18 protein-coding genes are annotated in these 18,414 nt (G+C 50.8%); 15 read left to right on the top strand and 3 right to left on the bottom strand.

Annotated elements, in window-relative coordinates; translation table 11 throughout:
* Positions 1 to 50 precede the first annotated feature (50 nt).
* The 9 genes from IEW11_RS23950 to IEW11_RS23910 all read left to right on the top strand — a co-directional run bounded on the left by IEW11_RS23950 (position 51) and on the right by IEW11_RS23910 (position 10,609).
* On the top strand, positions 51 to 2,489 hold the full coding sequence (locus tag IEW11_RS23950; RefSeq protein WP_188533622.1) for a xanthine dehydrogenase family protein molybdopterin-binding subunit: 2,439 nt from the start codon (positions 51 to 53) through the stop codon (positions 2,487 to 2,489).
* Positions 2,486 to 2,941 (top strand): SRPBCC family protein, encoded by a 456-nt coding sequence (locus IEW11_RS23945; RefSeq protein ID WP_188533621.1) that lies wholly within the window; start codon positions 2,486 to 2,488, stop codon positions 2,939 to 2,941. The genes IEW11_RS23950 and IEW11_RS23945 overlap by 4 nt, the downstream gene beginning before the upstream one ends.
* A 32-nt stretch (positions 2,942 to 2,973) precedes the next feature.
* Positions 2,974 to 3,852 (top strand): FAD binding domain-containing protein, encoded by an 879-nt coding sequence (locus tag IEW11_RS23940; protein WP_188533620.1) that lies wholly within the window; start codon positions 2,974 to 2,976, stop codon positions 3,850 to 3,852.
* Between the two features lies 1 nt (position 3,853).
* Positions 3,854 to 4,378, top strand: a complete 525-nt coding sequence (locus IEW11_RS23935) for a (2Fe-2S)-binding protein (protein ID WP_188533619.1) — start codon at positions 3,854 to 3,856, stop codon at positions 4,376 to 4,378.
* Positions 4,356 to 5,915 (top strand): class I adenylate-forming enzyme family protein, encoded by a 1,560-nt coding sequence (locus tag IEW11_RS23930; RefSeq protein ID WP_188533618.1) that lies wholly within the window; start codon positions 4,356 to 4,358, stop codon positions 5,913 to 5,915. The genes IEW11_RS23935 and IEW11_RS23930 overlap by 23 nt, the downstream gene beginning before the upstream one ends.
* Positions 5,916 to 6,716, top strand: a complete 801-nt coding sequence (locus IEW11_RS23925; RefSeq protein ID WP_188533617.1) for an enoyl-CoA hydratase/isomerase family protein — start codon at positions 5,916 to 5,918, stop codon at positions 6,714 to 6,716. It abuts the gene before it with no gap.
* Complete coding sequence (locus tag IEW11_RS23920) at positions 6,673 to 8,490, top strand: adenine deaminase C-terminal domain-containing protein (protein ID WP_188533616.1); 1,818 nt, start codon at positions 6,673 to 6,675, stop codon at positions 8,488 to 8,490. Before IEW11_RS23925 ends, IEW11_RS23920 begins: the two co-directional genes overlap by 44 nt.
* A gap of 130 nt (positions 8,491 to 8,620) precedes the next feature.
* Positions 8,621 to 10,090, top strand: a complete 1,470-nt coding sequence (locus IEW11_RS23915; protein ID WP_188533615.1) for an aldehyde dehydrogenase family protein — start codon at positions 8,621 to 8,623, stop codon at positions 10,088 to 10,090.
* Between the two features lie 87 nt (positions 10,091 to 10,177).
* Positions 10,178 to 10,609: an OsmC family protein gene (locus IEW11_RS23910; protein WP_188533638.1), complete on the top strand. Its 432-nt coding sequence runs from the start codon at positions 10,178 to 10,180 to the stop codon at positions 10,607 to 10,609.
* A 111-nt stretch (positions 10,610 to 10,720) separates the two neighbouring features.
* On the opposite strand, the gene IEW11_RS23905 is transcribed toward IEW11_RS23910, so the two are convergent.
* Both IEW11_RS23905 and IEW11_RS23900 read right to left on the bottom strand, forming a co-directional pair.
* Positions 10,721 to 10,870, bottom strand: coding sequence for a hypothetical protein (locus tag IEW11_RS23905; protein ID WP_188533614.1), 150 nt, complete (start codon positions 10,868 to 10,870; stop codon positions 10,721 to 10,723).
* 203 nt (positions 10,871 to 11,073) lie between these two features.
* On the bottom strand, positions 11,074 to 11,709 hold the full coding sequence (locus IEW11_RS23900) for an FMN-dependent NADH-azoreductase (protein WP_188533613.1): 636 nt from the start codon (positions 11,707 to 11,709) through the stop codon (positions 11,074 to 11,076).
* A gap of 388 nt (positions 11,710 to 12,097) precedes the next feature.
* On the opposite strand from IEW11_RS23900, the gene IEW11_RS23895 reads away from it, so the two are divergent.
* The 3 genes from IEW11_RS23895 to IEW11_RS23885 all read left to right on the top strand — a co-directional run bounded on the left by IEW11_RS23895 (position 12,098) and on the right by IEW11_RS23885 (position 15,040).
* A complete protein-coding gene (locus tag IEW11_RS23895) occupies positions 12,098 to 13,183 on the top strand; it encodes an ABC transporter substrate-binding protein (protein WP_229725649.1) in 1,086 nt (361 codons plus the stop codon).
* Between the two features lie 136 nt (positions 13,184 to 13,319).
* Positions 13,320 to 14,246: an ABC transporter permease gene (locus tag IEW11_RS23890; RefSeq protein WP_188533611.1), complete on the top strand. Its 927-nt coding sequence runs from the start codon at positions 13,320 to 13,322 to the stop codon at positions 14,244 to 14,246.
* Positions 14,246 to 15,040 carry an ABC transporter ATP-binding protein gene (locus tag IEW11_RS23885; protein ID WP_188533610.1) on the top strand — a complete coding sequence of 265 codons (795 nt, stop codon included), beginning with the start codon at positions 14,246 to 14,248 and terminating at the stop codon, positions 15,038 to 15,040. Before IEW11_RS23890 ends, IEW11_RS23885 begins: the two co-directional genes overlap by 1 nt.
* A 51-nt stretch (positions 15,041 to 15,091) precedes the next feature.
* On the opposite strand, the gene IEW11_RS23880 is transcribed toward IEW11_RS23885, so the two are convergent.
* Complete coding sequence (locus IEW11_RS23880; protein ID WP_188533609.1) at positions 15,092 to 15,718, bottom strand: LysE family translocator; 627 nt, start codon at positions 15,716 to 15,718, stop codon at positions 15,092 to 15,094.
* A 203-nt stretch (positions 15,719 to 15,921) separates the two neighbouring features.
* Here IEW11_RS23880 and IEW11_RS23875 point away from each other — a divergent pair, with 203 nt between their 5' ends.
* The 3 genes from IEW11_RS23875 to IEW11_RS23865 form a co-directional block, all read left to right on the top strand.
* Positions 15,922 to 16,638, top strand: coding sequence for an SDR family oxidoreductase (locus IEW11_RS23875; RefSeq protein ID WP_188533608.1), 717 nt, complete (start codon positions 15,922 to 15,924; stop codon positions 16,636 to 16,638).
* A gap of 25 nt (positions 16,639 to 16,663) precedes the next feature.
* The gene (locus IEW11_RS23870; protein WP_188533607.1) at positions 16,664 to 17,353 is read left to right on the top strand and encodes a metal-dependent hydrolase; all 690 of its coding nucleotides are present in this window, start codon (positions 16,664 to 16,666) and stop codon (positions 17,351 to 17,353) included.
* 495 nt (positions 17,354 to 17,848) lie between these two features.
* The coding region (locus tag IEW11_RS23865; RefSeq protein ID WP_268237441.1) for a reverse transcriptase domain-containing protein at positions 17,849 to 18,414 on the top strand (566 nt) is incomplete at its 3' end.

Below are 18,414 nucleotides of genomic sequence, written 5' to 3'. Positions count from 1 at the left end.
CCATATGAAGGGATTCTTTCTTATTATAAGAGCAAGGGAGGGTTCCGCAAATGAAACAGAATCGAATCGGTCAGCCGATGGCACGGGTTGAGGATGCGCGGCTTACTTCCGGACAGGGTACCTTTATCGAAGATTTGAATCCGCTTCCAAACATTCATCATGCCGCTATTTTACGCAGCCCTTATCCGCATGCAAGGATTAAAGCGATCCGTACGGAGAAGGCGGAACGGATGCCGGGCGTGAAAGGCGTCGTTACGGGAGAAGACATCGCGAGGATGACCGTACCGTTTCCGGTAGGCGTCACCGCCCCGGTAAAATACTATTCGCTGGCTGTGGAGAAAGTGCGGTTTGTAGGTGAGCCGGTCGCTGTCGTCGTAGCAAAAAACCGGTATTTGGCGGAAGATGCGCTGGAGGCGATCGAAGTGGACTATGAACCGCTTCCCGCCGTAGTCGATATTGAGAAAGCCCTGGAACAGGATGCTCCGCTTCTCCATGATGAAGTCGGCTCCAATATCGCCAATCATCGATTTTTTGATTACGGCGATGTGGATCGCGCATTTGCAGAAGCAGATCATGTCATCAAACATAAATTTCGTTTTCCAAAATACAGCGCGACGCCAGTGGAAACCTACGGGGTGATCGCCCAGTATGAATCGAGCGGAAACCATCTGACCATCTGGTCGAATTTCCACGGCCCGTTCACGCTGCAATCGGTAATGGCGGCTGCCCTGCAGATGCCAAGCAATCATCTGCGGATTATAATCCCGAAGGATGTCGGAGGCAGCTACGGAATCAAGTCAGGCGTATTTCCTTATATGGTACTGATGGGGGTTGTCTCCAAAAAGCTCGGGCTGCCGGTGAAATGGATCGAAGACCGTCAAGAGCATCTGACGGCAAGCTCCAGCGGGACGGACAGAGTAACCTGGATCGAGGCGGCCGTGAAACTTGACGGCACTGTAACTGGGCTCAAGATGAAGATGGCCGACAGTGTAGGCGGTTATATCCGGGCTCCAGAGCCGGCTTGTCTGTACCGGACGCACTCCAATAGCACCGGAGCGTACAGGATTCCCAATCTGCATATGGAAACGATCGCTGTTATGACGAATAAAAGCCCGACGGGTTTGATTCGGGGTTATGGCGGACAGCAGCTTTATTTTCCTTTGGAGAGGATCATGCACATGATTGCTGAACAGCTGGGAATGGATCCGGCAGACGTCATCAGGCGCAACCTCATCCAAACGGAGGAATTTCCTTATACAACTCCATCCGGAGGCGTTTATGACAGCGGAGATTACACAGCTGCATTCGAAAAAGCGTTGGAAATGGCCAATTACCGCGAGTTTCGGGAGCGCCAGGCGAAAGCCCGTGAGGAAGGGAAGTATCTGGGCATCGGATTGGCCTGCATCGTAGAACCGTCCGGCTCAAATATGGGTTATATTACGATTGCGCTTACGCCGGAGCAGCGGGCGAAGTCGCTGCCCAAATCGGGCAGCGCTGAAGGGGCGACCGTATCGATCGATCCGATGGGCGGAATTGCTGTAAGGATCAGTACGACGCCTACCGGGCAAGGCCATGAAACGGTCGCAGCCCAGATCGTAGGTGAAGTGCTGGGCGTCGATCCGCAGTCGGTCAGGGTAATTGCCGAGATGGATACCTTGACGAGCCCCTGGTCAGTGGCATCTGGCAGCTATTCCAGCCGCTTTGCATCGATCGGCTCCAGTGCCGTGTATAAGGCGGCTGAAAAAGTCCGTGATAAATTGTTGAATATCGCGGCAGAGCAGCTGAAGCAGCCTCCAGCAGCGCTTGATATCGAGAATGGAAAGGTGATCGTCCGGGACGATCCGCAGCAGCAGCTTTCTTTGAAAAGACTGATCGGATCCGCCCATTGGAATCCGCAGGGCCTGCCAAGCGGGATGGAGCCAGGTATTCATGAAACCGCTTTCTACTCAATGGATAACGCGCTTCCTCCTGACGAGAACGATCATGTAAACGGCTCTGCAACCTATGGATTTGTCGCCGATGCGGTGACAGTGGAGATCGATGCGGATACCGGAGAAGTGAAGATTTTGGACTATTTTACGGTCCATGATGCAGGTAAGCTGCTCAATCCGCTCATTGTTGAAGGCCAGATTATGGGGGGATTGGTGCATGGGCTTGGCGGCGCCTTATATGAAGAACTGGCTTATGACAGCAACGGCCATTTCTTGACCGGAAGCTTCATGGATTACTTGTGCCCGACGGCCACCGAAATCCCGGATGTAACGATCAAACATTTTGAAACGGCATCTCCATTAACCCCGCTTGGGGCGAAAGGATTGGGCGAAGGCAACACGATGAGCGCCCCGGCGGTCATCGCCAATGCGGTAGCGGATGCGCTCTCGCCGCTGGGGATCACCATTGACAGCCTGCCTTTGACGCCGAGCCGGATCTGGTCTATGATGCAGGATGCTCATAAAAGTACAAAGCAATCAAAGGAGGTGCCGATATGAACGGCAGCGGTGAAATCGAATTATATGCGCCAGTTGATCAGGTATGGAGCAAATTAATGGATCCTGAGGTACTTGCGGATTGCATTCTTGGGTGCAACAAGCTGGAGCTGATCGGCGAGAACAAGTACCGCGCGGACCTTTCCGTCGGAATTGCGGCTGTAAAAGGCAAGTACGACGCAACGATCGAGCTTGCGGACGTACAGGCTCCGCACAGCTACAAATTGATCATGCATGGGGAAGGAGTACCGGGATTTCTGGATGCGGAAGGCCTGCTCCAGCTGACCCCATTAGACGAGGGCAGAACGCTGCTTTCCTATAATTATAATGCAGATGTCGGCGGTAAAGTGGCGGCAATCGGCCAACGTATGCTGGGCGGCGTCGCAAAGCTGATCATCGGGGATTTTTTCAAAAAGCTAAAAAAGGAAATCGAGAAAGGCCAGCAATCAGCATAGCTGAAGCTGCTTAAAGAGAGGAAGGGAAGGGTATGAAACCGGCATCCTTTGATTACTTCCGTCCCTCCACGGTGGAAGAAGCGTTTCAAGTGCTAAGCCAATCCGGTGACGATGGCAAGCTGATTGCCGGAGGACAAAGCTTGATCCCGATCATGAATATGCGATTATCTGCGCCAAGCTGCTTGATCGACATTAACGGACTGAAGGAATTAAGCTACATCCGGGCTGATGACGAGTGGATCCGAATCGGTGCCTTGACCCGGCAGCGGGAAGTGGAGCGCTCTGCCCTGATTCGGGAGAAAAGTCCGCTGCTGACAGAAGCAGTTCCTTTTATCGGCCATATGCAAACCCGCAATCGGGGAACCGTAGGCGGAAGCGTTGTCCATGCGGATCCGACGGCCGAGCTTCCCTTGTCACTTTTGGCGTTGAACGGAAGAGTTGTTATTGCAAGCGCTGACGAGAAACGGGAAGTGGAGCTGAGCGACTTTTTTATCACCTACCTGACCACTGACATTATGCCGCATGAGATGCTTACCGAGGTGAAAATTCCGGTGGCGGCCGTTCCGATGGGCTTCTCGTTCCAGGAATACAGCCGAAGGCACGGCGATTTTGCCTTAGTAGCGGCGGCGTGCGTAATCGATACCGACCTCGAAGGCAGAATCAGTGCCGCAAGGTTGGTCCTTGGCGGAGTAGACGCGGTGCCGATCTTGGCGGAAGAGGCGATGGACGCGCTCATCGGAGAGACATTGACCGAATCGTTGTTGGATAAAGCGGGTGATCTGGCGTGTATGAATGTCGATCCAGAGGGTGATCTACACGCAACAAGGGAATATAGGCGTCATCTCGCGGGCGTTTTTGCCAAGCGAGCGATCATGGCCGCATACGAGAAGGCAACCGGAAAGGGGGGATAGCATGATCAAGATGTCGGCTGGCGAAAGGGTTGAAATCAGCCTCAAAATCAACGGCAAAGTTTACGAAGAGCGGACGGAACCCCGCAAGCTGCTCAGCGACTTTCTGCGTGAGGAATGCGGGCTAAGCGGTACGCATGTCGGCTGCGAGCATGGCGTCTGCGGTGCATGCACCGTGCTTGTCGATGGCGCAGCTGTTAGAAGCTGTCTTATGTTTGCCATCCAGGCGGAAGGCGCGGATATTCAGACGGTGGAAGGCCTGGCCAAAGACGGTCAGCCTCACTCCCTGCAAAAGGCGTTCTCCGAATGCCATGCTCTGCAATGCGGCTTTTGTACCCCTGGCATTCTCATGTCGGCGGTGGATTTTCTGGATTCACATGCTGACCCGACGACAGACGAGATTAAGGAGATGCTGTCCGGACATTTGTGCAGGTGCACGGGATACAAGGGAATCATCGATGCGATCGAGCAAGCGGCGTTCCGGCGAAAGGAGGGGGAGAACGTCAATGGATCTGGGGACACTATTTGAATTTGCAGTTGCGCGGCATCCTCAGTTTGATGCGCTGGTTCAGGGGGACAAACGGTTTACTTATAAGGAATTGAACATGGAGATCGATAAGGCTGCCGCCGGTTTGCAGGCAATGGGAGTAGGCCAGGGAGACCGGGTCGTGCTCGTTTTGAAAAATCGTTATGAGATGGTTGTTCTTTACTGGGCCATCCAAAAGCTCGGGGCTGTTTTCACACCGGTCAATTTCCGCCTTACGCAGGAAGAAATCAAGTACTGCATACAGGATGCGGACGCGAAAGCCGTCATCTACGAACAAGTGAGCGAAGCTTCGGTGCTTGAAGCTGTAAAAGATATACAGCTGCTAAGAATCAGTGTGCAGGGCGCACTGGGTGCTGATATCACCTATGAAGAGCTTCGGGAAAAAGAATGTGGAAAACTGGCTTCGCCGAATATTCGCGTAGACGATGTATGCCTTATGCTGTATACGTCCGGCACCACCGGGCGTCCGAAGGGAGTGCCGCGCTCACACAAGAACGAGTACGGCGCAGCAGTTGCCCATATCATTCAAAATCAATACGAGGTACAGGAAAGCACGCTGGGCGTTATGCCTTTATATCATACGATGGGAATGCGTTCCCTGCTTTCGATGGCCTTTCTGAACGGAAAGCTGGTCATGACGCCGGATTATGGTCCGCAAGCTGTATTGGAGATACTGGAACAGGAGAAAATCAGCTGTGTGTACCTGGTGCCAACGATTTACCACGACCTTGTCTATCATGCTGATTTTGATCAATACAATCTTTCTTCATTAAAAAAGCTGGGGTACGCCGGAGCGGCAATGACGGAAGTGTTAACGGAAGAAATTTTCAAAAAGTTCAACCCGTCGGTATTTATTAATCATTACGGCTCCTCGGAGGTCTATACATTCTCGTACTGCAACTATTTGCATAAAAAGGCCGGATGCGCGGGAAAGGCCGGCTTCCACCAAAATCTGCGCGTCGTCATTCCCGATCCGGACGGCGGCTCCGCCCCGCATGACATTGTTCCTGCCGGGGTTCCGGGAGAGATCATCGTTGACTTGAGGACGAGCGAAGCGTTTGAAGGTTATTGGAACAGGCCGGATGCGACGAAGAAAGCGATCCGGGACGGCTGGTATTTCACAGGGGATATGGGTATGCTCGACGAAGACGGAGACCTTTTTGTCCTGGGCCGGCTGGACGATACGATTATCTCTTGCGGAGAGAATATTCATCCGCTGGAGGTGGAGGATGTTATCGCTAAACATCCGAAGGTAGCGGAAGTCGCTGTCGCCGGATTGCCGGATGCGAGATTCGGTGAACTTGTAACCGCTTTCGTAGTGCCCAAGGATCCTGCGCTCACGGTGGAGGAGCTGGATCATTATTGTAAGGAGAGCAATCAATTATCCAATTTTAAGCGCCCAAGAAAGTATGTGTTGATCTCCGAAATACCGAAAAGCCCGGTTGGAAAAATTTTACGACGCAAGCTTCGCAATGGCGAATACGAAGAAATGACGATGAAGAGGGAGAGTGTATCTTAAATGAGACAACAAAATGTGGAACAAATCGAGTGGGATCACCTGCGGGTGGAGAAAAATCCGGAGCGGAAAACGGCAACGATCGTGCTGGATCGTCCCGAAAAAATGAATACGTTAAGCTTCACGGCGCGTTCTCATCTGAATCAAATCTTCGAGCAGCTCAATAAGGATGACGAGGTGCATGTGATTATCATCAAAGGCGAGGGGACCAAAGCATTTACATCCGGCGGCACGATTACCGAGTTCATGGAACGCTCGCAGGAAGAGCTGTCGGTGCTGCACAAAAATGTGGCGGCTCCGGAACGTTCGCCTAAGCCGGTTATCGCTCAGCTTCAAGGGTACACATTCGGTGTCGGTCTTGAGATTGCCATGGCCTGTGATTTCCGGGTCGCCTCGGATACAACGCTGCTGGCTTTGCCTGAGCTGAGGCTCGGGATGATCCCGGGAAGCGGAGGCACGCAGCGAATCGCCAGAATCGCGGGACTTGGCAGGGCCAAAGACATGATTATGCGCGCCCGCAGGATTCCTGCCGACGAAGCGTATCAGTGGGGGCTGCTCACATCGGTGTCACCGCAGGAAGAATTGGAGGCAGCAGTTCAAAGCCTGGTGGATGAGCTTCTGGAGTTCTCGCCGCTCGCCTTGCGAACGTTAAAGCAGGTGCTTAACGCTTCACAAGAGGGTCCGTTAAGTGCCGGCCTTGAGATCGAAGGCTTCGCTTACGGAATGCTCAGAGGCACGGAGGATTTCCGTGAGGGCGTCAATGCGTTTGATCAAAAACGGAAGCCGAAATTTACCGGACGGTAAGGAGGTGTCCGTGATCAATACACCGCTTAACATGACTGAGGAGAAATTGGCCGCACTGATCGCGGTGTCACGGTTCAAAGCTCCGGCGACCGCTTGGATACGGGGGGCAAAGGTGCTTCAGCTCTATACCGGCGAATTATTGGAGCAGCATGTGGTTCTCTATGATGACCGGATTGCCTATGTCGGCGAGAAGGAACCGATGACCGATTCGAACACGCATATCATCGAAGCAGAGCATTTCATTCTAACAGCCGGTTATATCGAGCCTCATGCGCATTCGTTCCAAATGTATAACCCACGGACATTAGGCGAATATGCTCTGGCCCGCGGAACAACGGTTTTGCTGCATGATAATTTGCCCTTCTTTCTCCAGCTGCAGCAGCAGGAAATGGAAGAGCTGATCGAAGCCTTAGCTGTTATGCCGATTAAGAACTTCTGGTGGGCCAGGCTGGATCCGCAAGTTGGCGAAGCGGAAATGACGCGAAAATTTGAGCCGGACCGCGTAAAGCGGACCCTGCACAATCCGGCAGTGCTGCAAGCCGGGGAGCTTACTTATTGGAAAGAGTTGATCGATGGTGATCCATCCATGATCGCCCTTATGCTGGAGGCGCGGAGGGCCGGGAAACGGATCGAAACGCATAATCCGGGTGCTTCTGTAGAGACATTGAATGCCGTCGCGGCAGCCGGTGCCACCGGCTGTCACGAAAGCATTAACGCCGAAGAAGTGATGAGAAGGCTCCGCCTTGGTTATTACGCCACGCTTCGCCATTCTTCGATCCGGCCGGATTTAGCCGAATTAGTCAAGGGACTGCTGGCCTTGGGCTGCAGTTCATGGGACCGGATGATGCTGACTACTGACGGTTCACCGCCGTTTTTCCTTGGTACTGGATTTATCGATGATTGTATCCGGATCGCGATAGAAGCAGGCCTGGACCCTGTGGCCGCTTACCGCATGGCTTCATTGAATCCTGCCGTATACTACGGATTGGATCAGGAGCTGGGGGGCATCAGCCCGGGAAGGATCGCCGATATTGTGTTTTTGGAGGATCTACGGAACCCTACGCCTGTCAAAGTTATGGCGGGTGGACGTATCGTCGCCGAACAAAGCACGCTTAAGTCACCGTTCCCTGAGGTGGAATGGAGCCGATATGGCATCGGGGCCTCTGCGATGATGAAGCCTGTGGTGCAGCCGGAGTGGTTTGAGGTTTCTGCGATTAATGAGAGGGTGCCCGTGATTGAATTGGCGAACGCAGTAATTACGCGTAATCGTCCGGAGAAGCTCCCTTTAAACGACGGAAAGGTTCAGCTGTCCGAGCTGCCGGGTTATCTGTATGTCGCGCTCCTTCATCGGCATGGGGAGTGGATCACTACCGGGGTCATGAAGGGATTTGGCGAATTCGATGCCCTGGCCTGCACTTATTCGCTCTCCGGCGATTTGGTCATACTGGGACGGGATCCGGTGCAGATGGCAAAAGCGGCTAACCATGTTCTCGAACATCAGGGCGGGATTTGCTTGCTTCATAATGGGGAGCTCCGTTTTGATTTGGCGCTGCCTTTGTTAGGAACGATGAGTACGTTAAAGATGGAAGAACTGATTGATGAAACGGGACGATTCTTTAATCTGATGCGGGAAGGCGGTTATTTGTTTGCCGATCCGATTTATTCGTTATTATTTATTTCCGCTACGCATTTGCCGAAGGTAAGGCTAACGTCCAAAGGAGTGCTCAATGTGGGGGACGGGAGCATTCTGCTGCCGTCCCGGCGATTGAAATAAATCGGGCCGACTTCATGTGGGGAGGTGAACGGTCGCATGATTTGAAGCGGGAAAGAGGTTCCGGCAACGTCGTGAAATGATCCAGGGGAAGATCAATGCCAGCAAACTAATTTATAAGGAGTGAAACAACATGTCAATGGTATCTGCTGTTAAACCATGGAAAATGATTTCTATCGGAGGCGAGTGGAAGGAAGGTTCGAGTGACCGTACTGCAACGGTAAGAAATAAATTCAGCGATGAAACGATGACCGAGATTAAGCTTGCAAACAAACAGGACATTGACAATGCTTATAAAGCAGCAAAGAAGGCACAAGAGGAATGGGCGAAAGTGTCACCATTTGAGAGAGCGGCATTGATGGATCGGGTTGCGGAGCTGATTGGGCAGCGGCAAGAAGAGATTGTAACCATGCTCGTGGAGGAATCCGGAAGCTCGCAATTGAAAGCAGCGATTGAGGTCGGCGCTTCCATCGGGGACGTTAAGGAAGCGGCAAAATATCCATCTCAAATGGATGCCGAGATTCATCCGTCGATCATTCCCGGCAAGGAGAACCGCATCTATCGCAATCCTGTAGGCGTTGTCGGGGCAATCACGCCATGGAACTGGCCGTTTTATCTGAGCATTCGCGTAGTTGCGCCGGCTATTGCCTGCGGGAACGGTATCGTGTTAAAGGTCGACTCTCAAACCCCGATTACCGGCGGCCTGATGATCGCCCAAATTTTTGAAGAGGCCGGCATTCCGAAGGGATTGTTAAGCGTTGTGGCTTACGACATTGAAGAAGTCGGCGATTATTTTGTGGAGCATCCGATTCCGCGGGTCATTTCTTTCACGGGCTCAACAGCAGCCGGAAGGAAGATTGCCGAGGTTGCGGGCAAACATTTGAAGAAGGTTGCTCTGGAGCTTGGCGGCAATAATGCCTTCATTATTTTGGACGATGCAAATGTGGATCAGGCCGTAGCTTCCGCGGCGTTCGGCAAGTATCTGCATCAAGGCCAGATCTGTATCGCGACCAACCGTTTTATCGTGGATCGTAAAATCTATCCGGAATTCGTTGCGAAGTTTAAGGAGGCAACCGTTAAAGTCAAAGCGGGGAATCCAGCCGAAGCGGATACGATCATCGGACCGTTGATCAACAAGAAACAAATCGAGCGGGTAGTCAATTTAGTGAATCAAAGCATAAATGAAGGCGCTAAGCTTGAGCTTGAAGGAAAGGTCGTAGGCAACGTAATCGAGCCTTATATTCTAACGGATGTAACCAATGAAATGTCAATCGCAAAAAATGAAATCTTCGGCCCTGTAGCGGCGATTATACCAGTCGACAGTGAGGAAGAGGCCATTCGGATCGCCAACGATTCTGATTTTGGATTGACCGGCGCCGTTCACTCCGGATCGCTTGAGCGGGCCATTAATGTTGCCCAGCAAATCGTGACCGGGATGATTCATGTCAATGATCAGACGGTCAATGTCGAATCGCATATGCCGTTCGGCGGAGAGAAATCATCCGGCTTGGGCCGGCATTGCGGAGAGTCGGCGCTGGAGGAATTTACGACCGTGAAATGGATATCGGTTCAAAGAGAGGCGAGGCAGTATCCGTTTTCGTAATGGAATGGTGTAATGAGAAAGTTCCAATACGACCATACTATAAGCGATGTGAACGCTAATAGGATATGGAGGAATGCAGCTTTGAGTATGACAAGCATAACAATCACCGCCGACTCCAAAGGCATGCAGACAATAGCGAAAGCGAAGCGGCATGAGGTTGTTATTGATGAACCGCCGGCTACCGGCGGGACGGATTCAGGACCAAATCCGCTGCAGCTGTTGTTATGCGCATTAGCCGGATGCGAGAATATCGTTTCGAATTTCGTCGCAAAAGAAATCAATTTTGATCTGCAGGAAATCGAATTTTCGATTGAAGGGCAGGTGGATCTTCGCGGTGTTATGGGAGATCCCGATGTTCGCCCTTATTATCAAAATATATCGGTCAGCGCAAAAGTCAAAACAAGCGAATCTGCGGAGCGGGTACAGGAACTGAAGGAGAAAACGGATCTGCGGTGTCCGGTATTTACAACGTTAAAAGCGGCAGGCGTAGAAATGACAACCGTCTGGACTAAAGTTTAGTAAAAGCGGAAAGCGGCATAAAAAAGAAAACCATTCGAGCACAATTGTGCCGATTGGTTTTTTTTGTTGTAAATGAATTCGTTAGAACGTGAGCAGCATCTTAGTTGGCGGTTAGCGAACTGTTCCAAACGGATTAGCACCGATATAACGGCGCCATTCTTCTTGTGTAGCCGACTCCTGTGCAATATCATCAGCTGTTTCAGCGACGATAGGGTTGGAACCATCGAAATAAATCGGATACTCACGTTCCTGTTCCGGCATTTGTATTCACCTCCTTTATTATTATTTGCAAAATAAAAGTCGGCTATCCAAAATGGAAATTTATTCACATCCTTAACGTACAACAGTTCCGGCAAAAAAAAAAGCAAATTTTATCAAACAAGGACATCCATTTACGGAAATGAAAAAGAACGGGGAGCTGGATGAGCTTCCCCGTTCTTCAATCGTATTGCATAACCTATTAATTAGAAAGTTTTTGCAACTTCTTTTGCTTGTTGAATCGCTTTTTCTTTGATGGCTTGCGCTTGGTCAGGCATTGCAGCCATACCTTCCACGAAGATTCCTTCGAAAGAAGGCACGCCGTGGAACATCATGATTTTTTGCAGGTAGCTGTGGCCGCTTTCAAAGCCGGCAGCAGGACCTTCGGAGTATACGCCGCCGCGCGCTTGAATGTGGATGGCTTTTTTATTGCCAAGCAAACCGACAGGGCCAGCTTCTGTATATTTGAATGTTTTACCCGAAACGCAAATTGCGTCAATGTATGCTTTCAGGATTGGCGGGAAAGAAAAATTCCACATTGGCGAAACGAATACATATTTATCGGCTGCCACGTATTGGTCGACGATTTCACCAAGCCGTCCTACTTTGGCTTTTTCTTCGTCGGACAGTTGGTCGTAAGCGGTGCCGGATTGAAGCTTGCCCCATCCGCTAAATACATCAGCATCAATATGCGGGATGTTCAGCTTGTAAAGGTCAAGCGTAACGATCTCATCATTCGGATTTGCTTGGCGATAAGCCTCGATGAATTCTTTACCGACAGCCATGCTGTATGATGCCTGATGGTCATGTGGATGCGCGGTAATGTAAAGTACAGTTGCCATTTGTATTTCTCCTCTTCTCTCTTGGTGTCTTTGTAACGAAATTTATTATATAACAAAAGTAAAGTAAATATCAAATAGTGTTTTGCTATAGATATTTACAAATATTGTTTGACTTTCAAAGTATGTGCAATTAAAGCTTAAATATACATGCTTATAAAAACGGTAAATGTTGTCCAAAGGATGCCGCGATGTAAGGAGTAGCGACGAATTATCCAATCACGGTATATTTTACATTTAAATCTATTTGACGGGATTACGAACGCAATTTAATATGTTAGTATAAGATTAATATTACGTAAACACGGCGCTGTTTTGCTGCTTTTTCGCTTTTATGGATAAAAGCGTTAACGGCTGCCGGTTGCGTCCATGTCGAGAGGAGCAGATCGGATTGAAAAAAATCACGTTAGTAGCCATTGTACTTGCCTTCGTCCTAGTGATCGCTGCATGTGGAAGCGGAAGTGGGGGTACAACAGAAAACGGCAATGCCAATGCAAATTCGGGAGCCGCTAATTCCGGAAACGCACCTGTTAATTCCGGCAATTCGGAACCAGAAGCTCAGGAGCAGTTCAAAATTGCGATTTCTCAAATCGTAGAGCATCCTTCACTTGATGCGACAAGAGAAGGCTTTCTGGCGGCATTGAAAGATGCCGGCATTGAGGAAGGCAGCAACCTTACGGTTGATTACAACAACGCGCAGGGCGATCCTACGAACAACTTGTCAATCGCGCAAAAAATAGCAGGAGCGGACAATGATTTGGTCTTGGCTATCGCCACGCCATCCGCACAAGCGATTGCACAACAGGTCAAGGAATCTCCGGTTCTCTTCGCGGCCGTAACTGATCCGCTTGCCGCTAAAATCGTCAATGATCTTGAAAAGCCAGGCGCGAATATTTCCGGCGCATCGGATACCAATCCTGAGGCGATTACCAGATTGATGGACTTCATCGCGGAAAATTTCCCGGATGTCAAAACGATCGGCCTTGTTATTAATGAAGGAGAAACCAATGCGGTCGTTATGGCGGATATTGCCGAAGAAGCATTGTCAGCACACGGAATCAAGCTGATTAAAGCCGCTGTTACGAACACGTCCGAGGTAAAGCAAGCTGCAGAATCACTGGTAGGGCGCGTAGACGCTTTCTATATTACACTTGATAACATGGTTGTCAGTGGAGTTGATACGATCCTGCAGCTTTCCAAAAACAATAAGATCCCTCTTTTCACCAGCGACCGTGATACCGTTGAGAAAGGCGCCTTTGCAACAGTTGGCTTCAGATATTATGATCACGGTTATCAGGTTGGTCAGATGGCGGCAGACATTTTGAAGAACGGAACAAATCCAGGCGACATGAAGGTTACCATGCCGGACAAGCTGGATTTTATTATCAATATGAAAGCCGCGCAGGACATGGGCATTGAGGTTACGGATGCGATGAAGAGTGTGGTCGCTGATCAGGAGCAAAATCTGCTTCAGTAACAAGCCGTAAGGGGGTGAACGTCCTTTCGTTCACCCCCTTTTTCATTCCCTTAGCATAGCTTTAACCGCGAAATGATGCTGAAAGCCAATGAACGGCGACAGCCGTTTCTGCTGGAAAAATAGGAGGTTTGCTTGCATGTTAGTATCTTTAACCGGAGCGGTAGAGCTTGGCCTTTTATATGGTCTGATGGCACTTGGCGTTTATATCACGTTCCGAATTCTCGATTTTCCCGACTTGACCGTCGACGGGAGCTTTGTGACAGGCGGCGCGATTGCTGCAATCATGATCACACAGGGCTACTCGCCATGGCTTGCCGGGGCTGCCGCATTCTGCGGAGGGCTTGCTGCCGGGGCATGTACCGGTCTCCTTCATACAAAAGGTAAAATTAACGGGCTGCTGTCGGGGATTCTTATGATGATCGCCCTTTATTCGATTAATATGCGGATTATGGGCAGGCCGAACATCTCCATGCTGGGCGTAGATATTCCATTTTTTGCTATTTCTTCGGATGTGCTTCGCATTGGGCTGATCGCGGTAGGCGTCATTTTGATCAAATTGCTCTTAGACGCTTTCCTGCGTACTGATCTGGGATTGGCGCTGCGGGCCACCGGTGACAATCCAAGAATGATCCGGAGCTTCGGCGCCAACACCGATACGACCAAAATTCTTGGCATAAGCCTGTCCAATGGGCTTGTCGCGCTTTCCGGTGCGCTGATCACTCAGCAGTCCGGCTTCGCGGACATTACAATAGGTGTAGGTATGATCGTAATTGGTCTGGCTTCGGTCATTATCGGTGAAGCGATTGTCGGGGCCCGTACGGTGTTCTGGGCTACGATGGCTGCCTTGGTCGGATCCATCGTCTACCGGATCATCTATGCCCTTGCTTTGCGGGTGCCTTGGATGGATGCGTCCGATCTGAAGCTTATTACTGCCGTAATCGTTATTGTCGCGCTGGTGCTGCCTTCATCACAGCGTGCCTGGAAACAGAAAAATCTGGCCAAGAAGCGTTCTGCGGAGTTGGCTGCCGCAGCTTCTCAGCGATCTGCAGGAGGTGGACGTTAATGCTGCAACTATCGCAAGTTTCCAAGCTTTTTTATCCTGGCAGCCCCGATGAAAAGATCGCGCTCGTAGGGATAAATCTGTCGCTGAAGCCCGGCGATTTCGTTACGGTTATTGGCAGTAACGGCGCCGGGAAATCGACGCTGATGAACGTCATTTCCGGTGTCATGACCCCGGATGTCGGTGAGGTACGGATAGACGGGAATGCTGTACAGCATCTTCCTGAATACCGTCGCAGCCGTTGGATCGGGCGCGTCTTCCAAGATCCGATGGCCGGCACGGCTCCGCATATGACGATAGAAGAGAATCTCGCAATGGCCTTTGCAAGGGACAAGTCCCGCGGTCTTCGCTTCGGAGCAACATCCGCGAAGCGAACATTTTTCCATGAGCAGCTGCAAAGACTGGGCATCGGGCTTGAGGGCCGTCTGCGGGCAAAGGTAGGCCAGCTGTCCGGCGGTGAACGCCAGGCGCTCAGTCTCCTTATGGCGACCTTTACGAAACCGCAGATTCTTCTGCTGGACGAACACACTGCGGCGCTCGACCCGGCCAGGGCGGAGCTGATCACTCGCCTGACCGAGAGCATCGTAAGGGAGATGGAGCTGACGACCCTCATGGTTACGCATAACATGGAGCAGGCGATTCGTCTGGGGAACCGGCTGATCATGATGGATAAAGGCCGGATCATTCTTGACGTGAACGAAGAACGGAAAAAAGACTTGACTGTAGAGCAGCTGCTTAAAGAGTTCGAGCAAATCAGCGGCCACAAAATGGCCGATGACAGAGTTGTTTTCGGTTAAGTGAAATATGAGGGGCTGTTCCGCAGTTGGATCTGCGGGACAGCCCCGTTTTTACATCGTTGTTGTGATCAGTTTTAATCCGAGTCCGACAAAAATAAGTGCCGCCGTCACATTCATAACCTCTTGCAATCCCGGCCTGTAAAAAAACAAACGGTGGAGGGTGCCTGAGAAATACCCAAGCAGGCCGAATATTATTGCCGTCAGGACCATAAAGATCAGGCCAAGCAGACACATTTGCAGCGCGACGCTTCCAGTTTCGTATTGAACGAATTGGGGTAAGAACGTCAGGAAAAACAATGCGACTTTCGGGTTAACGACATTCATGATAAAACCGCGCAGAAACAGGTTTCCTGGTTTTCGGGCATGCTCGGGATCCAGGCTTAACGTTTCTTTCCTGTGCTTTATCGCTTGAAAGGCCAGATAAAAAAGATATAACGTCCCGATGGCCTTAAACCCGGTAAACAGCACCTCAGAAGAAGTAAAGATGACTGACAGCCCGAACGCAGCCGCCAGGCTGTGCACGATATTGCCGAGGCTTAATCCGATTGCCGTCGTGACTCCAGCTTTTTTACCGTTGGTTATGCCTTGTACAACCGTAAAGATAAGATCAGGCCCGGGAATGATAATTAAGAGGATTGAAGTGCCGATAAAGAAAAGCAGGAGTGTCGAAGACAGCATGACAAAGTTCAGCCCTTTCCCGTTGATAGAGCATAACAGCTTATGCGATATCACCCATCATAACGGAGGGGAAAGCGGACTGTAAAGGTACTTCATTTCCAATGGAAAATGATATAAAAAATGATACTATTTCCATTATAAGCATGTTACTATTAAAAGGTAATTAAATAACATAACCAGAAATGGTTAAGGAGGTTATCGCTTTGTCGTTGGAGGGGAAACGTGTGGTCGTTGTCGGTGGGACTTCTGGTATTGGATTAGCAACAGCCAAAGCATTTCTTGAAGAATCTGCACAGGTTATTATCGCCAGTCGTTCCGCAGCCAAGCTTTCTGAGGCAAAACAAACGCTTGGCGGCGATGTGGAAGCTTACGAACTCGATTTTCGCAGCGAAGAGAAGGTAACGGACTTTTTCCAAAAGGTTAGTAAATTCGATCACTTGGTCATTACGGCAGGAGATGGCGCGATGGGGCTCTTTAGCGATCTGCCGATTGAAAGCGCCAAAGAAGCATTTGACAGTAAGTTCTGGGGGCAGTATGCCACCGTTAAAGCGGCGATCCCTCACTTAGATAAAGATGGCTCCATTACACTGACTTCAGGGGTGTACGGCAGGCGGCCTCCGCAGGGAGCTTCAACGCTGGCGGCAATCAACTCGGCAATTGAAGGATTAGTGCGTGGATTGGCGGTAGAACTGACCCCTGCAAGAGTCAACGTCGTATCGCCAGGACTAGTTGATACGCCGATCTTCGCAGGAATGCCGGAAGAGCATCGCAAGGCCATGTTTGAAGGTGTAGCACAGCAAATCCCCGCTAAACGCGTCGGAAAGCCTGAAGACCTTGCTCAAACTTATGTTTATCTGGCGAAAAACGGATATACTACGGGTACGACTGTTCTTGTAGACGGTGGCACACACTTAGTATAAAGATCACTTTGTAAGGAGAGATCGTATGATCATTACATTTCTAGGACATAGCTGCGTACAGCTGCAGACAGATAAGCACACGATACTTATTGATCCTTTTATCACCGGCAACCCTGCCGCCAAAGCCTCGGCAAACGAATTGAAAGCCGATGCCGTGCTTTTGACTCACGGGCACGGGGACCATGTCGGGGATACGGAATCCATTGCAAAGCGCAATGATGCTTTAGTGGTTGCTCCGAATGAATTAGCCGTATATATGGGCTGGCAGGGCTGCCGCTCTCACCCGATGCACATCGGGGGTGCGCACACCTTTGAATTCGGCAGAGTCAAGCTCACGCAAGCATACCATGGCTCAGGGCTTGTAATCCCCGACAAGAAAGAAATCGTCTACATGGGCATGCCGGCCGGTCTGCTTATTTATGTGGATGGATTGACGATCTACCATGCCGGCGACACTTCGCTGTTCGGGGACATGAAGATCATCGGAGAAATGAACCAGATCGACCTGGCTTTCCTGCCGATTGGCGATAATTTTACGATGGGCCCTGAGGATGCGCTGGTTGCCGCACAGTGGCTGCAGGCAAAGCGGGTTGTGCCGGTTCATTACAACACGTTCCCACTGATCGAACAGGATGGGCATGCCTATGCCAAGGCGCTTGCCGAGTTTCAGATCGAAGGAATCGTCATGGAACCGGGAGAAACGTTTGAGCTGTAGTATAAAAATGTTATGATAAAGAGGTATCCGCCGCCTGGGCGGGTACCTCTTTTTAGATATGGCGTGCCCAGCTAAGCACGCATTCTCTAGCCGGTGAAAGTCCGGTCACAGGAGGGGCCAAGCCCCTGTGCAGCTAGGATACCTGCGTATGGCGAAATCTGTGCGTAGAAGCGTATCGACGAAAGTACCCGTCGGAGATGGGGCGAGCAATGTACCAGGCCGTAACATAAAGTGAATTCTGCCGCGTCGTCAAAAAGGCCTCGCAAGAGGGAAGAGAGGATGCCGAGTCCCGCATTTTTGGACGAAGGCGGGGAGACCCTCCCCTGCACGAAACAACTCTTCGTAAAAAGACCCTCTATAAGCCCTCAAGGTGAAGTGAGAGGTCTGCAGGAAGGGAGTCCGAGGGGCTCATACTACCGTGGAACGCAGGACAACACAACCTGCGGGAGGGAAGGAGCTCTGCTTTGTTCATGTTTCTTAAGGAGGTACGAATCAGTGAATGCCAAACGGCTAACAACACCAAAGGAAAACGTTCAACAACTCCAGGAGAAACTAGGTCATGCGCCCAAGGAAAGCAAGAAGCGAAGATTTCACGCGCTGTACGACAAGATCTATCGGCTAGACATCCTGTGGGAGGCATGGCGAAGAGTACGAGCCAATAAGGGCTCGGCTGGAATTGACGGAGAAACGTTAGCAGACATTGAAAAGCGAGGAGAAGTACTCTTCGTGCACGAATGTCAACGGCTTCTTAAAGAAGGCGAGTATCATCCGCAACCAGTAAGACGCCACTACATCCCAAAGAAGGATGGCAAGCAACGGCCGCTAGGGATTCCTACGGTGAGAGACCGCGTCATTCAGATGGCAACCAAACTAGTCATCGAACCCATCTTCGAGGTGGATTTTCAAAATACGTCATTCGGGTTTAGACCAAAGAGAAGTGCGAAGCAAGCGCTGGAACGCATCCGAAAAGCATGCAACCGCAAAGGGAATTGGGTGGTTGACGTCGACATCCAAGGCTACTTCGACAACATCAACCAAGAGAAGCTGATGAAGCTGGTAGA

The sequence above is a fragment of the Paenibacillus abyssi genome (assembly GCF_014640295.1).
GTDB classification, from domain to species: Bacteria; Bacillota; Bacilli; order Paenibacillales; family Paenibacillaceae; genus Paenibacillus_D; species Paenibacillus_D abyssi.
Note: the sequence above shows the minus strand (reverse complement) of the source record. Positions and strands in the feature narration are given on the sequence as shown.

Bases quoted from the DNA above. Each gene is read 5' to 3' on its own strand.
- IEW11_RS23915 (WP_188533615.1), top strand. From the start codon at position 8,621: ATGTCAATGGTATCTGCTGTTAAACCATGGAAAATGATTTCTATCGGA.
- IEW11_RS23935 (WP_188533619.1), top strand. From the start codon at position 3,854: ATGATCAAGATGTCGGCTGGCGAAAGGGTTGAAATCAGCCTCAAAATC.
- IEW11_RS23905 (WP_188533614.1), bottom strand. From the start codon at position 10,870: ATGCCGGAACAGGAACGTGAGTATCCGATTTATTTCGATGGTTCCAAC.
- IEW11_RS23870 (WP_188533607.1), top strand. From the start codon at position 16,664: ATGATCATTACATTTCTAGGACATAGCTGCGTACAGCTGCAGACAGAT.
- IEW11_RS23950 (WP_188533622.1), top strand. From the start codon at position 51: ATGAAACAGAATCGAATCGGTCAGCCGATGGCACGGGTTGAGGATGCG.
- IEW11_RS23890 (WP_188533611.1), top strand. From the start codon at position 13,320: ATGTTAGTATCTTTAACCGGAGCGGTAGAGCTTGGCCTTTTATATGGT.
- IEW11_RS23930 (WP_188533618.1), top strand. From the start codon at position 4,356: ATGGATCTGGGGACACTATTTGAATTTGCAGTTGCGCGGCATCCTCAG.
- IEW11_RS23910 (WP_188533638.1), top strand. From the start codon at position 10,178: ATGACAAGCATAACAATCACCGCCGACTCCAAAGGCATGCAGACAATA.
- IEW11_RS23880 (WP_188533609.1), bottom strand. From the start codon at position 15,718: ATGCTGTCTTCGACACTCCTGCTTTTCTTTATCGGCACTTCAATCCTC.
- IEW11_RS23920 (WP_188533616.1), top strand. From the start codon at position 6,673: ATGCGTTTGATCAAAAACGGAAGCCGAAATTTACCGGACGGTAAGGAG.
- IEW11_RS23885 (WP_188533610.1), top strand. From the start codon at position 14,246: ATGCTGCAACTATCGCAAGTTTCCAAGCTTTTTTATCCTGGCAGCCCC.
- IEW11_RS23945 (WP_188533621.1), top strand. From the start codon at position 2,486: ATGAACGGCAGCGGTGAAATCGAATTATATGCGCCAGTTGATCAGGTA.
- IEW11_RS23925 (WP_188533617.1), top strand. From the start codon at position 5,916: ATGAGACAACAAAATGTGGAACAAATCGAGTGGGATCACCTGCGGGTG.
- IEW11_RS23900 (WP_188533613.1), bottom strand. From the start codon at position 11,709: ATGGCAACTGTACTTTACATTACCGCGCATCCACATGACCATCAGGCA.
- IEW11_RS23940 (WP_188533620.1), top strand. From the start codon at position 2,974: ATGAAACCGGCATCCTTTGATTACTTCCGTCCCTCCACGGTGGAAGAA.